Source organism: Bradyrhizobium sp. LTSP849, from assembly GCF_000938255.1.
In the GTDB taxonomy this organism is placed as follows: Bacteria; Pseudomonadota; Alphaproteobacteria; order Rhizobiales; family Xanthobacteraceae; genus Bradyrhizobium.
Window position 1 is genome coordinate 81,237 of record NZ_JYMR01000028.1, and the last position, 14,356, is coordinate 95,592.

The following is a 14,356-nucleotide window of genomic DNA, read 5'->3' on the forward strand; positions in this document are numbered from 1 at the left end:
GCTAGTCCTTGAGGCGCGCCATGATGATCTCGTCGTAATAGATTCCGTCGACCAGGATGGCCATCCGCCTGGTGCCCTCCTCGACAAACCCGACCTTGCGATAGAGGGCTGCCGCCGCGGTGTTGGTCGCGAACACGCCGAGCTCGATGCGTCGGAAGCCGAACGCGTCCGCGGCCTGAATGGCCTGCCGCAGCAGCCCCTCGCCAAATCCCCTGCCCCTGAACTCCGGCAGAAGCCCCATGAAGAGATCGCCGACATGCGCCGAGACGGCGCGACTGGCCGGCGGCACGTTGCACCACCCGACCACGGCACCGTCCGCGACGGCGACGATCTGCGGGTAGCCACGCTCGACGTTGCGCGCAACGAAGGCGCGGACCTGTTCGATCGGCGGCGCCTCCACAAGCGCGATGTATTTGCGCTCGCGGGCAACGACATCGACGGCGGCGCGGAAGGCGTCCGTGTCGGCGACCTCGATCTGGCGGAATTCGATGGTCATGGGCGGCCCTGTTGCTTCATCTCAAGCATAGCCTGATTGTTGCTCCATCGCGACCGGCGTCAGGTCATCGCGAGGGTCTGCCAATAGACGCGCAGCACAGTCTGGCCGTCAGCAGCCGGAATCTCAGAGCGATCCCTCCCGACGACGCGGCCTCCAAGCCGCTCGTAAAAGTGAAGAGCCGCCACGTTTGCCTTGCACGAGCCCGGCTGGGTCGCAGGCAACGTTGATCAGTTGAGTTGTGGAACGATCGCGGAGCCGTTGCGACCAGACGGCAAGCCGGTCGGCCTCGATGGCGCCATTCAGGAATTCCGGCGCGAGAATGTGGGCATAGGCGTCACGCCAGCTCGACGCATGGATCGCGGCGATGAGATCTGCGTCTTGCTCGGTAGCAGGTCGAATAAGGATGTCGTTCAATTGACGCTCTTCGCTCGCATCCGCGCCGACAGGCGTCAGGCCATCACCACCGGCGTCTCTTCGGGCAGCCCGTACACGCGCTGCGCCTTGGAAAATCCCGCGATCGGAAATTCACCGAGTTCGCGCCAGCCTTCGCGGCAGACATTTGCAAAGCCCTCCGACACCACGACGGTGCGCCCCAGGCGGCCGGCGATCTTCTCCAGCCGTGCCGCGAGATTGACGGCGGGGCCGATGCAGGTGAAGTCAAGCCGGTTGCCGCCGCCGATATTGCCGTAGAGGATGTTGCCGACATGCAGCGCGACGCCGAAGCGGAAGCGCTCGACCACGTCGCCGATCGGATGCGCCAGCGCCTCGACGCTGGCGCGGGCTTCGCGTGCCGCCTCCAGCACGCGGGTGCAGACATGAGCGGCGTCGCCAACATATTCGTCGATCGGAAACACCGCGAGCAGGCCGTCGCCCATGAATTTCAGCACCTCGCCGCCGTGGCCGCGGATCGCCGTGACCTGGCAGTCGAAATAGAGGTTCAGGATCTCGACCACGGTCTCGGCCGGCAGCCGGTCCGACAGCGCGGTGAAGCCGCGCAGATCCGACAGCCAGATCGCGGCCTGCATGGTGCGTTGTGACCGCGGCGGATCTGGCCGCCGAGGATACGCGCGCCGGCGCGGTTGCCGACATAGGTGTCGAGCAGCATCTCGGCGGTGCGGCGCAGGCTGACGATCTCGCTGACCCGCGCCAGCGGCCCCATGATCATCCGGATCACCGCGATGTCGTCATCGCTGAAGCCGCCCGGTTGCCGCGTGACCCAGCTCGTGGCGTGGGTCGAGCCGTCGAGAAACGGCATCGGCACCGCGATATAATCGGTCACGCCATCGGCGCGCATGTCGTTGATGATCGGAAACCGCGCGCTGTCGGGATCGTCGACCCGGGCCCTGACCTCCACGCCCTGCTCGAACACGATGCGAAGCGGGCTCTGGGTGAATTCGGGTGAATCCAGGAAATCAAAATCGGCGGTGCCCATCGCGACCTTCTGGCCCTGCCGCCAGATGAAGTTACGGCCGAAGATTTCCGGATGCAGGGTACGGATGAAGATGCCGAACCGCCACAAGGGCAGGCCGGCATCGACCAGATGGTCGCAGAGGGCGGCGATCATGTCGGCCGAAGTCCCCGAAGACCTCGCGCCGTCGATAAGCCAGTTCAGGACACGCTGGAGCCCGGAGCTTTCCATGGCCGCATTTGCGGACGAAGTTGTGGAATCGTCAAGCTGCGCGGTGGGCTAGTACCGCGACACGAAGACCTAACGCCCCACCTGCCCGCGATCGCGAATGAAATGATCGGCCAGCACGCAGGCCATCATGGCCTCTCCAACCGGGACGGCGCGGATGCCGACGCAGGGGTCGTGGCGGCCTTTGGTCATGATCTCGGTGTCGGCGCCGCCGCGATCCACGGTCAGACGGGGCTGAAGGATCGACGAGGTCGGCTTCACCGCGAAGCGCACCACCACCGGCTGGCCGGTGGAGATGCCGCCCAGAACACCGCCGGCATGATTGGACAGGAATCGCGTGCCGTCATTGCCGGTACGCATCTCGTCGGCATTCTCTTCGCCGGTCAATTCAGCGGCGCCAAAGCCGGCGCCGATCTCGACGCCCTTGACGGCGTTGATGCTCATCATCGCAGACGCAAGCTCGGCATCGAGCTTGGCGTAGATCGGCGCGCCGAGGCCCGCCGGCACGCCTTCGGCGACGATCTCTAGCACTGCGCCGATCGAGGAGCCGCTCTTGCGGATGCCGTCGAGATAGGTCTCGAAGAACGCCGCCTTGTCCTGGTCGGGGCAGAAGAACGGATTGTTGGCGATCTCGTCCCAGTCCCACTTCGCGCGGTCGATCTTGTGCGGGCCCATCTGCACCAGCGCGCCGCGGACCTTCACATCAGGCAGCACCTTTCGCGCGATGGCGCCGGCGGCAACCCGCGTCGCGGTCTCGCGCGCCGAGGAGCGCCCGCCGCCGCGATAATCGCGCAGGCCGTATTTGGCCTCATAGGTGAAGTCGGCGTGGCCGGGACGAAACTTGTCCTTGATCTCGGAATAGTCCTTCGAGCGCTGGTCGGTGTTCTCGATCAAAAGCCCGATCGGCGTGCCCGTCGTCACCTGCACCCCGGTCTCCGGATGCGCCATCACGCCGGACAGGATTTTGACCTGGTCCAGCTCCTGGCGCTGGGTGGTGAAGCGCGACTGGCCGGGCCGGCGGCGGTCGAGGTCCTTCTGGATGTCGGCCTCGGTCAGCGGGATCATCGGCGGACAGCCGTCGACCACGCAGCCGATCGCCACCCCGTGGCTCTCGCCAAAGGTGGTGACGCGGAACATGTGGCCGAAGGTGTTGAAGGACATCGCTGCTCGCTTGGTTCCGGCGTGTGGTAACGCGCGAGGGGCCGAGGGTCAAACCCGCAACACCGCCCCGCAACGACGGTGGCGGGGCTTAACTATACTTCTCCAGCCGGCCGTCGCGGAACACGTAGACGGCGCCCTGCTCGATATAGAGCTCGGCGGCGCTGGCCGGCGTCTCGATGCCGAGTGAGACCATCAGGGCCCGGCAGGTCCCGCCATGGGCGACCGCAACGGTGTCGGTCCGGAGCTGGTCGTACCAGGCACGGACGCGGACCTGCACATCGGCATAGGTCTCGCCGCCTGCAGGGCCCACCGTCCATTTGTCGGCGAGGCGCCTGGCATAGATGTCGGGGTCGGTCGCCTCGCTCTCGGCCAGCGTCAGCCCTTCCCAGACGCCATAGCCGATCTCGCGCAGGCGATCGTCCAGCGCATAGTCCGCGACCGGCAGCTCCAGCTTGCCGCGCGCGAACTCCATGGTCATGCGCGCGCGGCCGAGCGGGCTCGACACGTATGGCAGCGCCGCCTTGTCGCGGCCGTCGCGCTTGAACAGATCGGCGAGAATGCCACCGGCCTGCACGGCCTGGTCGCGTCCCCGCGCGTTCAGCGGAATGTCCTTGGTGCCCTGAAGCCTGCCGAGCGCGTTCCACTCGGTCTCGCCGTGGCGAAGATAATAGATCGTGGGCACAGGCATTGTCGGGGCTGCGATCAGTCCTTCGGCGCGTCAGGTCGCATCATGCCCAGCACGTTGTAGCCGGAATCGACATGGTGGACCTCGCCGGTCACGCCGCGCGACATGTCCGACAGGAAATACACCGCGCTGTCACCAACCTCCTCGATCGTCACGTTCCGGCGCAGCGGCGCGTTGACCTCGTTATATTTCAGCAGGAGACGAGAATCGCTGATGCCAGCGAACGCCAGCGTCTTGATCGGGCCGGCCGAGATCGCGTTGACGCGGATCGCCTTCTCGCCGAGATCGGCGGCCAGATAGCGCACGCTCGCCTCCAGCGCCGCCTTGGCGACACCCATGACGTTGTAGTTCGGCATCCACTTCTCGGAACCGTAATAGCTCAGCGTGATGATCGATCCGCCATCGGTCATCAGCTTCTCGGCACGCTGCGCGATCGCAGTCAGCGAGTAGCAGGAGATCAGCATCGACTTGGAGAAATTGCCCGCGGTGGTGTCGACATAGCGGCCCTCGAGCTCCTCCTTGTCGGCAAACGCGATCGCGTGCACGACGAAATCGATCTTGCCCCACTTCTCCTTCAGCACGTCGAACACAGCATCGATGGTGGCAGCATCGGTGACGTCGCAATGACCGAGCACGAGCGCGCCGACTTCGGCAGCCAGCGGCTCGACGCGCTTCTTCAGCGCATCGCCCTGGTAGGTGAATGCGAGCTCCGCGCCGGCGGCGTGGCATGCCTTGGCGATGCCCCAGGCGATCGAGCGGTTGTTGGCAACGCCGAGAATGACCCCGCGCTTACCTTGCATCAGACCTGAATTCTGCACCATTTTCTTAACGTCCCGGCGAACTGGGTTAAGGTCTGGAGGTACACCAGCCCTCCCCTGCGGTACAGTCCTAATACGCGGCGTTAACGCTGTTTCAGGCGCTGGAATAGCCGTTCCGGTCGGGTGTTATGATCGTTGAGGCGTTCGCCCCGAACGTGAAGGACGTCAAGACGGCATGAGTGCGTTTCGCCAGAGTGTGGAAGCCATGATCCCGGCGTTGCGCCGCTACGCCCGCGCGCTGACGCGCGACGCGGATGCGGCCGACGATCTGGTGCAGGACACGTTGGTGCGTGCGTTGCGTTCGGAGCGATTGTTTCTCGGAGGCGACGTCAGGAGCTGGCTCTACACGATCCTGACCAACCTCAACAAGAACCGGCGGCGCTCGCTGGCGCGGCGACCGCAATTCATGCAGCTGACGGAGAACAACCCGGATGCCAGCGGGACCGAAGCCGAGGGACGGGACATCGAGAGGGCGCTCTCGACGCTCGTCGAGGAGCAGCGCTCGGTGCTGTTGCTGGTGATGCTGGAGGGCATGAGCTACCGCGAGGTCGCCGACATCCAGGGTGTTCCGATCGGCACCGTGATGTCGCGCCTGGCGCGCGCCCGCGCCCACGTTAAAGCTTCACTGGAGGGCATGCGCCCGGCGCTCAGGCGGGTGAAATGATGGCAGGATTGATGCATCGCACGTGCCGCGTCCCCTGCACGGAGAGAGACGCAGCGCAGTTGAACCGCGTAAGATTTTTTGGGCCGCAGAGCCAGAGACGACCGATATGAACGACCACAGGATTTCAGTGACCGAGGACGAACTGCACGCCTATGTCGATGGCGAGCTGCCGGCCGAGCGCCGCGCCGACGTCGAGGCCTGGCTCGCCAGCCACCCCGAGGATGCCGAGCGGGTGCAATCCTGGCGTGCCATGGCCGAGATGCTGCACGCCCGCTACGACGGCGTCGCCCAGGAGCCGGTGCCGGCACGGCTGGAGCTCGAACGGCTGGAGCGCCGCCCGCGGCAATGGCTCTACGGCGCCGTCGCAGCCACGCTGGTTGCCTTCGTTGCCGGCGGCACGGCCGGCTGGGTCGCGCATGGCGCCGCCAACGCGCCCTCGACCTTCCAGAGCTTTACGACGGACGCGCTCGACGCCCACCGCCTTTATGTCGTCGAGGTCCGCCATCCGGTCGAGGTCGGCGGCAACGAGCGCGACCATCTCCAGGCCTGGCTGACCCGCCGCTGCGGCTGGACCGTGTTCGCGCCCAATCTGGAGGCGAGCGGGCTGAAGCTCGTCGGCGGCCGACTGCTGCCGGGGCCGAGTGGACCCGCATCCTTCCTGATGTATGAGGGCGCCTCGGGCGAGCGCTACACGATCTACACCGCCAAGACCGAGAACGGCGCAACACAGATGCGCTTCGCCAAGGCGGACAAGGACGGGGCGCTGTTCTGGGCCGAGCGCGGCGTCGGCTACGTCGTCAGCGGCGGCGGCAGCGACCGTGACCGGCTGACCAAGGTGGCACAGGCCGTCTACGACCAGGCAGAGAAAAACGGCGGCTAAACAACCGCACAAGCGCGGTGCCTCGATTCCGACATTGAAAATTTGGAATCAAGACATGTGTGCGTCTCATTATCGCACCGAGTGCTCACGCGAATATGAGCGGCGTTCGATCCGCCGATCGACGCGGGCGGCCTCGATTGGGGTTTTTGGTACCGCGCTGGTCCCCCTCTCGAGGCCGCACCTTTTTATCGACTACCCCGCCGGACAGCCGACACGTCGAGCACATGAAGCGCTACCACGCCTCACGCATATGATGAGCATCATCTCCTGCGAGAATGCTCTCAGCCTTTAGGAGAACCCCTTCAGTTCGATCTCGCCCTAAAGCGCGATGGCTCGCGCTTTAGCTACTTGTTTGCGCATGATCTTTTCGGAAAGCCGCTGCACACTTTGCGCTAACGCGGCCCTCCGGGTCCGGATCATGCGTTAGCCAAGCCCGCTACGTGGATTGTAGGGGTGTTGGTCCCGCCACTTTTCCATCAATGCCTCAAGCTCGGCGTCGTTCCCGTCCGGTAGCATAATCCGGATGACGACGAAGAGATCCCCGGTTCCGCCAGTTTTCGGCAAGCCCTTACCTTTGAGACGGAAGGTGCGACCGCTGGAAGTGTTTTTGGGGACGGAAAGCTCGACCGCATTGCCGAGCGTGGGCACGCGAACCTTGCCTCCGAGCACCGCCTCGTAGAGCGTGACCGGCAGCTCGATGCGCAGGTCGGCACCCTCGACCTTGAAGAAGGCGTGCGGCGCAATGCTGATGGTGATCAGGAGATCGCCCGGCGGATGGCCTTGTGCGCTCTCGCCCTGTCCCCTCAGCCGGATCTGCTGGCCTTCGACGACGCCGGCCGGAATCTTGACGTTGAGTTCCTTGCCCGTCGGCAGCCGGACGCGCTTCTCGCCACCCTTGACCGCTTCTTCAAGCGAGACGGACATCGCGACGTTGACGTCGAGATCGAGCCCAACCCCGCCGGTGTCGAATTCGAACTGGGCGCCGCCGCCGGCCCCCGGTCGCGCACCGCGCACCCCACCGCCGAACATGCTGTTGAGAATATCTTCGAAGCCTCCCGCACCCTGGCCAGGGCCCGCGCCCCCGCTGCGGAACGAGTAGCTCTCGAAACCACCAGGACCCGCGCCTGCGCGCCCGCGCGGCCCGCCGCCACCCGGAAAGCCCTGGAAGCGCGGCTTGCCGTCGGCGTCTATCTCGCCGCGGTCGAACTGCTTGCGCTTGTCCTCGTCGCCGATGATCTCGTTGGCCGAGTTGATCTCGGAGAAGCGCTCGGCGGCCTTGGGATCATCCTTGTTGCTGTCGGGATGATGCTTCTTGGCCAGCTTGCGATAGGCGCTCTTGATCGCGGCAGCGTTGGCGCTCCGCGGCACCCCCAAGACCTCATAGGGGTCGCGCATCCGTCACGTCTCCTCTTGGGAATCGAAATATCAAAGGGCTCCCCGCCCCATCTAAGCCTCATGTGGGGGGTGAGTGGCATTTTTGCAACTAGTCGGGTGAAGCGACCCGTTACGATTCGAGCATGATCTTATCGGAAAATTGGTTCCCGGATCATGCTCAGCTCCGCCACGGCTTTAACGTATGAATCTCCCAACGGCCACGGCTGCTTTGGCAACCGGCGCCCTGGAGCCAGCTTTCGGTGTTGCCGTTGACGTAGCTCGCCAGGAAATCCCTGCACTTGCGGCCGTCCTCGGCCGCGTAGGACTGTGCAATCGGCGTCACCGAGCCGCGTGCCCCGGTCTCCGGATTCTCCCAGTGCTGGCTGGCATCCTTGTCGCCCTTGCTCAGCACGTCGGAGGCGGCGTTGCGGGCGAAGGCGAGATCGGTCTCGGTCGGTGCGGCCTCCTTCGCCAGACGTGCGATCGAACCGGTCAGGTCGTTGTCATCGGCCTTGGCGTAGGCGCTGGTGTCGTTGCGGGAAAAGCTGCAACCGCCGGTGCCGAGCCCGATCAGAATCATCGTCATGACGAAGCCGGACGGCCGCATCGCCGATAGGCCAACGCGGCCCCATGCCCTATATAGGGCGGTAGCGGATAACAGCGCGTTTTGGGCCGCGGAACGCAACTCGGACTCCAGACATGACCGACACGACCTCGATGAAACACCAGACACCCTTAACATCAGGTGATTTCACCGCCGCCGATGAGCCTTTTGCGCTGTTCGAGGCGTGGTTGAACGAGGCGATCAAGAGCGAACCGAACGATCCCAATGCCATGGCGCTCGCAACCGTCGACCCGGACGGCCTGCCCGACGTGCGCATGGTGCTGATGAAAGGCTTTGATGCCGAGGGTTTCGTCTTCTACAGCCACATCGCGAGCCAGAAGGGCCGCGAACTCGCCTCAAATCCTAAGGCGGCGTTACTTTTTCACTGGAAGTCGCTGCGTCGTCAGGTCCGCATCCGCGGCAACGTGACGCCGGTGACCGAGGCCGAGGCCGACGCCTATTTCGCCACCCGGCCGAAGCAGGCGCAGATCGGCGCCTGGGCGAGCAAGCAGTCGCAAGAGCTGGAGAGCCGCTTCGCCTTCGAACAAGCCATCGCAAAAGTCGCGGCCAAACACATCATCGGCGAGGTGCCGCGGCCGCCGGGCTGGAGCGGCTGGCGCATCACGCCGGCGCGTATCGAGTTCTGGCACGACCGCCCATTCCGCCTGCACGACCGCATCGAATTTCGCCGTGACGCGGCCGGCCAGCCATGGTCCAAGACGCGGATGTACCCTTAGCATTTTGTTTGAGCATGATCTTTTCGGAAAACCGCTGCACACTTTGCGCTAACGCGGCCCTCCGGGTCCGGATCATGCTCCAACCTGAAAGACCTCCATGCCGCAGTCGTCCAATGCGCCGCGCCGTACGCTGCTCCTGACCGGAGCCAGCCGCGGCATCGGCCATGCCACCGTGATCCGTTTTTCCTCGGCGGGCTGGCGCGTCATCACCTGCTCACGGCATCCGTTCCCGGAGGATTGCCCGTGGGACGCGGGCCCTGAGGACCACATCCAGGTCGACCTCGCCAACCCCGCGGATACGACGCGCGCGATCTCCGACATCCGCGACCGCCTCGAAGGCGGCATGCTGCATGCGCTGGTCAACAACGCCGCGATCTCGCCGAAGGGCCCGGGCGGCTCCAGGCTCGGCTCGATCGACACCGATCTCGACACCTGGACGCACGTGTTCCACGTCAACTTCTTCGCGCCTATCATGATTGCCCGCGGGCTGATCGAGGAGCTGAAGGCGGCCAAGGGCTCGGTGGTGAACGTCACGTCGATCGCGGGCTCGCGCGTACATCCCTTCGCGGGCGCCGCCTACGCAACCTCCAAGGCCGCGCTCGCGTCCCTCACGCGCGAGATGGCGTCGGACTTCGGCCGCGTCGGCGTGCGCGTCAACGCTATCGCGCCCGGCGAGATCGACACCTCGATCCTGTCGCCGGGCACCGAGAAGATCGTGGAGCAGCAGATCCCGCTGCACCGGCTCGGCACGCCCGACGAGGTCGCCAAGATCATCTACGTGCTGTGCACGGAGACGTCGTCCTACGTCAACGGCGCCGAGATCCACATCAACGGCGGCCAGCACGTGTAGGCCAAGCGGGTGAAGCATGGGCCGGTTCGCGAGCACTGCGTCACTCTACGAGCATCTGCGGCCGCCCTACCCGAGCGAATTCTTTCGCAGCGTCGCGCAAAAGCTCGGCCTCTCCAAACGATGCGGCTTGATCGACCTCGGCACCGGACCCGGACTGCTGGCGCTCGGCTTCGCGCCCTATGTCGGCCGCATCGTCGGCGTCGACCCTGAACCCGCAATGCTCGAGGCCGCGCGACGCGCGGCTGCAAACGCGGGGCACGCGCTCACGCTGATCGAAGGCAAGGCGGAGACGCTTCCCGCGGACATCGGCACTTTCGACATCGTGACGATCGGCCGCGCCTTGCATTGGATGGATCGCGACCAGACGCTCGCGCTGCTCGACCGGCTGGTCGCACGCGACGGTGCGATTGCGATCTGCGCCTCGTTCTCAGCCACCGATGGCCGCAACCCGTGGCTTGACGGTTACAACGAAGTCCGCCGCCGCTGGTCACCGGCCCAGCTCTGGGAGGAGGCCGGCCGCGGCACGCGGACCCATCGCGACCTGCCCGCGTTCTTTCGCGGCAGCGCCTTTCAACCCGCTGAGCTCCTCTCGGTCGAGACGAGCCACGCGGTCAGCGTGCAGGACCTGACGCGACGCACCCTCACCTACTCGTCGTCCTCGCCGGACGCGTTGGGCGAGAATGTCGAGGCGATGCTGCATGAGGTCGAGGAACGCCTGGTGTCCTTCAGCCGCGACGGCATGATCGCCGAGACCATCATCTCAACGGCGCAGATCGTGAAGCGCTAGGTGATTTGCTGCGCCAGGGGCGGGAAGCAAGGCGATCCAGACAACGCCGCCGCAAGACCTGGATCGCCTTGACCCTTCCGTTCCTCAATCGGCGCGAAACCGACGCGGCTGTTCGCGCAACCGCGGAGCGGTTGCGCTGATTGCAGTCGAGCAGTCGTCGTCGTTCTCACCGTCGAGCAGCGGAGCACCACAGTGCCGGCACATCCGTGCCGACATCGACGACGCCTTGCCGCTCGCCAGGACCTGACGATAGTTCGCCAGATCGATGACGTTGCGGGGCGACGTTATGTGTTTCTCAACCATGGCTGTTCCTCGCGGCTACACGATGCTTATCGCAGACAAGCTTCGCGTAAACGTTCAGCCCACCGCTCAAATTTTACCGGAGCAATTGGGGCGGCGGGCACACATCACTGCGCGGCCTCAATCCCGCTCTATTCTGCGACATCAAACGCCATGTCTCTGCGAACGGCGTAAGGTCTCGGTCACTATTTTCCGAGAGCGCGACGAGATCACAGCCACTTCTTGAACTTGAAGATCCAGTACGGAACGATGGCCGCGATCAGCATCAGCACCAGCGCAAACGGATAGCCATGCGCCCAATCGAGCTCCGGCATCGACTTGAAGTTCATGCCGTAGATCGAGGCGATCAGCGTCGGCGGCATCAGGACAACAGCCATGACCGAAAACAACTTGATGATGTTGTTCTGCTCGAGATTGACGACGCCGAGCATGGCGTCGAGCACGAAGGTGATCTTGCCGGAGAGATAGGAGGCGTGGTCGGTCAGCGAGACGACGTCGCGCTGCATGGTCTTGAGCTGCTCGCGCATGTCCTTCGACCATTTCACGCCCTCCACCACTGCCGAGAGGAACGCGACGACGCGGCCGATCGAGACCAGGCTCTCGCGAACCTTGGAGGTTAGGTCGCCTTTGCGGCCGATCGCGGCCAGGATCTGCGCGTACAGCTTGGCGTGGCCGTGGCGATCCTGCTCCGGCTCGAAGATGTCGTGTGAGACCTGGTCGATCTCGGCACCGCAGCGCTCCAGAATGTCGGCGCAGCGGTCGATCACGGCGTCCAGCAGTTCCATCAGCACCATCTCGCCGGTGATTCCGGGCGTGCAGGTGCGGGCCAGCTTGGCCTCGACCAGGGCGAATGGCTTGGGCTGGTCGTAGCGCACCGTGACCAGACGGTGGTCGCCGAGAATGAAGGTGACCGCTGTGGTCCGGGGCATGTCGGTGTCGGAGTGGCACATCAGCGTCGCGGTCATATAGCGCGCGCCGTTCTCGATATAGAGGCGGCTGGAGATCTCGATCTCCTGCATGTCCTCCCGGGTCGGGATCGCGATCCCCGACAGCCGCTCCACGGCTTTGTCCTCGGCCGCGGTCGGGTTGAACAGATCAATCCACACCGCGTGCTCCGGCACCGCCGTGAGGTCGTCGACAACAGCCTTCTTCAGGGAGGATTCAGAGGGAACAAACACCGAAAACATGAACAACTCCAGTAGAGGCCTGCGACCGACCAGCAGCCCCTTAGCGCGATTCTGACAAGTTCATGATGACAACTACATTAACGGAGCGTTCGCATTTGTGGCCGCACCGTGGCACGGAATCGACAGTTCGGCATCCTTTGTCCAAAAACCGGCGCCAAGTCGCAAAACTTGCGGCAAAAAAGCCACAGGTTGGGTCTCGCAGCGCGGGACAAGCTCCGAAAGGCTGGAATTGTGGCAGATTTCAACGATAATAGGGGCCACGGAGTCGTGGAATTGAGCCCAGCTCAAGCCCCGCGAAAGCTTGTTGTTTTCGATTGGAACCAAATCATGTCGTTGCTGAAAGTTACGCTTGGTATTTTGGCCGCCGGCTTCATGCTGTCGGGCTGTATGCAGTCCACGCACTTCGAAGCAACCAACACGCAGAATTTCAAGCCGAAGGACAAGGAACTGCTCGCCAAGATCCGGTACGAGAACACCCCGGTCGCTGAGCCGTTCCGCCGCGCCATCGTCGACTATCACCGCAAGGAATCGCCGGGCTCGATCGTGGTCGATTCCGACAACCATTACCTCTACTACGTGATGGATGGCGGCAAGGCGATCCGCTACGGCATCACCGTCGGCGAAGAGGCCATGGCCTGGTCGGGCATTGCCAAGGTCGGCAGCATGACGGAATGGCCGGCATGGCATCCGACTCCGGGCGAGATCTCGCGCCTGGGCGTTCCGACATTTGTCGCTCCCGGCCCCGACAATCCGATGGGCTCGCGCGCGATGTACCTTTATTCGGGCGGCAAGGACACGCTGTTCCGCATTCACGGCACCAACCAGCCTGAATATATCGGCGCCTCGATCTCTTCGGGCTGCATCCGCCTGACCAACGAGGACGCGATCGATCTCTACAGCCGCGTCAAGGTCGGCACCATCGTCGTGGTGCTCGAGCCGAAGCACGGCGACTCGCCCTACAACTCGCGTCTCGCGCTGCAGGGTGGCGGCACGGGCCAGGCCGGCAGCTTCTGATCGCCGCCTGATCTCGCGGACCTACAAAAGCGCCGGTTTCACCGGCGCTTTTTTGTTGCCGGCTTGCTCTTGCTGGAGTCAGCGGCCGGCTGTCCGCGGGCGCGGCCGGCTTCGCAGTCTCCTGATCGCCAGCGCCCTCCTTTGTCTCGGATTTGGCCGCGACCTCGCGCGGCGGCGCCTCTTCGGGGCGTTCTGCCGGCAGCAGCGGCGCGACCTGCGGCAGAGGATCCCAGACATTCCACTGGCAGATCCGGTAGTCGTTGCGGCGCTGCGCCAGGTCGAGATGGATGTGGTCCTCGTGGTACCAGTCTGACCCTGGCCCGAGCACGGTGGAAAAGCGCGAGCAGACCGAATGCAGCACGCGCTCGCGCACGTCGCGCGACATGGTGCGGTCGGTCAGACCGATCGACTGCCCGTTGGCGAGCTTGATTGCGCGGACATCGAGCGCGTTGGCCTTGCCGTGCTCGGACAGCATCGCGCCGACGATGCGATTGCGGCCGCGGCACTCGAAGGAGTCGAAATTATCGAGGTCGTTGATGGTCGAGCCGAGGCTTGCGGCGAGCGGCACCATGTCCGAGCGCACCCAATCGGCGATCGCCGACGCCATGGTGCAGCGGAGGACCGCGGCCGGCTTGACCGCAACCTTGCGCTTGTCCGCCAGCACGATGGCTTCCAGCCGCACCAGATCCTCGCCGCCGCAACCGCCGGGGCCGCGGATGTCCGGAATCGAGGGTGCGATCGCGATCTCCTGGGTCAGCGCGAGGCGGCAGGCCGAGAGCTGCTTCTCGGGCGGGGGCGCTGCCTCGGCGGGCTTTTCGGCGGGCGGCTTGTCGGGGGAAGGCTTGTCGGACGAAGGCTTGCCCTCGGCGGCCGGTGAGCCCTTGTCCGACGTTTTGGGGGCTTCCTCCGGTCGCGGCTTGGGCAAGGGGATTTTGGCCGAATGAGCCGGCCCGCGCGGCCGTGGTGTACCAAGGCCAAAGATATCGAGCGGTGCAGCATAATTTCGCGCGCTCACGGGCCCGGACAGCACAAGAGATAGCCCGAGCCCAGCGGTAACCATTGCCGCGCCGGTGGACATATAGCCGCGACAAGACCATTTGCGGCGAAAGTCCGGCAGGCTAAAACTCATGACAATTCTTTGGCCCAGCGCTGAGAGCGATAAC

The 14,356-nt window shown here is 64.6% G+C and carries 15 protein-coding genes and 2 pseudogenes; 6 read left to right on the forward strand and 11 right to left on the reverse strand.

Going from position 1 to position 14,356, the window contains the following annotated elements:
• Position 1 precedes the first annotated feature (1 nt).
• From UB31_RS19465 to fabI, 6 genes and pseudogenes are all read right to left on the reverse strand, one after another.
• Positions 2-496: a GNAT family N-acetyltransferase gene (locus UB31_RS19465; protein WP_045012071.1), complete on the reverse strand. Its 495-nt coding sequence runs from the start codon at positions 494-496 to the stop codon at positions 2-4.
• Positions 497-619: 123 nt separating this feature from the next.
• On the reverse strand, positions 620-910 hold the full coding sequence (locus UB31_RS40510; protein ID WP_245306021.1) for a hypothetical protein: 291 nt from the start codon (positions 908-910) through the stop codon (positions 620-622).
• Positions 911-945: 35 nt separating this feature from the next.
• Positions 946-2,135 (reverse strand): annotated as a pseudogene (locus UB31_RS19470) (adenylate/guanylate cyclase domain-containing protein).
• Positions 2,136-2,204: 69 nt separating this feature from the next.
• Complete coding sequence (gene aroC, locus UB31_RS19475) at positions 2,205-3,293, reverse strand: chorismate synthase (RefSeq protein ID WP_045012072.1); 1,089 nt, start codon at positions 3,291-3,293, stop codon at positions 2,205-2,207.
• Positions 3,294-3,381: 88 nt separating this feature from the next.
• Positions 3,382-3,981, reverse strand: a complete 600-nt coding sequence (locus UB31_RS19480; RefSeq protein WP_045002969.1) for a histidine phosphatase family protein — start codon at positions 3,979-3,981, stop codon at positions 3,382-3,384.
• Positions 3,982-3,995: 14 nt separating this feature from the next.
• The gene (gene fabI / locus UB31_RS19485; RefSeq protein ID WP_045002970.1) at positions 3,996-4,799 is read right to left on the reverse strand and encodes an enoyl-ACP reductase FabI; all 804 of its coding nucleotides are present in this window, start codon (positions 4,797-4,799) and stop codon (positions 3,996-3,998) included.
• A 172-nt stretch (positions 4,800-4,971) separates the two neighbouring features.
• On the opposite strand from fabI, the gene UB31_RS19490 reads away from it, so the two are divergent.
• Entirely contained in the window at positions 4,972-5,460 is a 489-nt protein-coding gene (locus UB31_RS19490; RefSeq protein WP_045002971.1) for a sigma-70 family RNA polymerase sigma factor, read from the forward strand.
• 106 nt (positions 5,461-5,566) lie between these two features.
• A complete protein-coding gene (locus UB31_RS19495; RefSeq protein WP_045012073.1) occupies positions 5,567-6,340 on the forward strand; it encodes an anti-sigma factor family protein in 774 nt (257 codons plus the stop codon).
• A 423-nt stretch (positions 6,341-6,763) separates the two neighbouring features.
• Here the strand turns inward: UB31_RS19495 and UB31_RS19500 are convergent, their stop codons facing one another.
• Positions 6,764-7,735 (reverse strand): DnaJ C-terminal domain-containing protein, encoded by a 972-nt coding sequence (locus UB31_RS19500; RefSeq protein WP_045012074.1) that lies wholly within the window; start codon positions 7,733-7,735, stop codon positions 6,764-6,766.
• A 157-nt stretch (positions 7,736-7,892) separates the two neighbouring features.
• Positions 7,893-8,300, reverse strand: a complete 408-nt coding sequence (locus tag UB31_RS19505; protein WP_045003059.1) for an RT0821/Lpp0805 family surface protein — start codon at positions 8,298-8,300, stop codon at positions 7,893-7,895.
• Positions 8,301-8,413: 113 nt separating this feature from the next.
• Between UB31_RS19505 and pdxH the strand changes: the two genes are divergently transcribed.
• From pdxH to UB31_RS19520, 3 genes are all read left to right on the forward strand, one after another.
• Entirely contained in the window at positions 8,414-9,055 is a 642-nt protein-coding gene (pdxH, locus tag UB31_RS19510) for a pyridoxamine 5'-phosphate oxidase (RefSeq protein WP_045012075.1), read from the forward strand.
• A gap of 97 nt (positions 9,056-9,152) precedes the next feature.
• Positions 9,153-9,905: an SDR family NAD(P)-dependent oxidoreductase gene (locus tag UB31_RS19515; RefSeq protein WP_045002975.1), complete on the forward strand. Its 753-nt coding sequence runs from the start codon at positions 9,153-9,155 to the stop codon at positions 9,903-9,905.
• 16 nt (positions 9,906-9,921) lie between these two features.
• Complete coding sequence (locus UB31_RS19520) at positions 9,922-10,692, forward strand: class I SAM-dependent methyltransferase (protein ID WP_045012076.1); 771 nt, start codon at positions 9,922-9,924, stop codon at positions 10,690-10,692.
• Between the two features lie 84 nt (positions 10,693-10,776).
• Here UB31_RS19520 and UB31_RS19525 read toward each other — a convergent pair whose 3' ends face one another.
• Together UB31_RS19525 and UB31_RS19530 are read right to left on the reverse strand one after the other, a co-directional pair.
• The gene (locus tag UB31_RS19525; protein WP_045002977.1) at positions 10,777-10,995 is read right to left on the reverse strand and encodes a hypothetical protein; all 219 of its coding nucleotides are present in this window, start codon (positions 10,993-10,995) and stop codon (positions 10,777-10,779) included.
• Positions 10,996-11,201: 206 nt separating this feature from the next.
• Complete coding sequence (locus UB31_RS19530; protein WP_045012077.1) at positions 11,202-12,179, reverse strand: magnesium transporter CorA family protein; 978 nt, start codon at positions 12,177-12,179, stop codon at positions 11,202-11,204.
• Between the two features lie 327 nt (positions 12,180-12,506).
• Here UB31_RS19530 and UB31_RS19535 point away from each other — a divergent pair, with 327 nt between their 5' ends.
• Positions 12,507-13,193: a L,D-transpeptidase gene (locus UB31_RS19535; RefSeq protein ID WP_045002979.1), complete on the forward strand. Its 687-nt coding sequence runs from the start codon at positions 12,507-12,509 to the stop codon at positions 13,191-13,193.
• Positions 13,194-13,231: 38 nt separating this feature from the next.
• Here the strand turns inward: UB31_RS19535 and UB31_RS19540 are convergent.
• A pseudogene (locus UB31_RS19540) lies at positions 13,232-14,322 on the reverse strand (extensin family protein).
• Positions 14,323-14,356 lie beyond the last annotated feature (34 nt).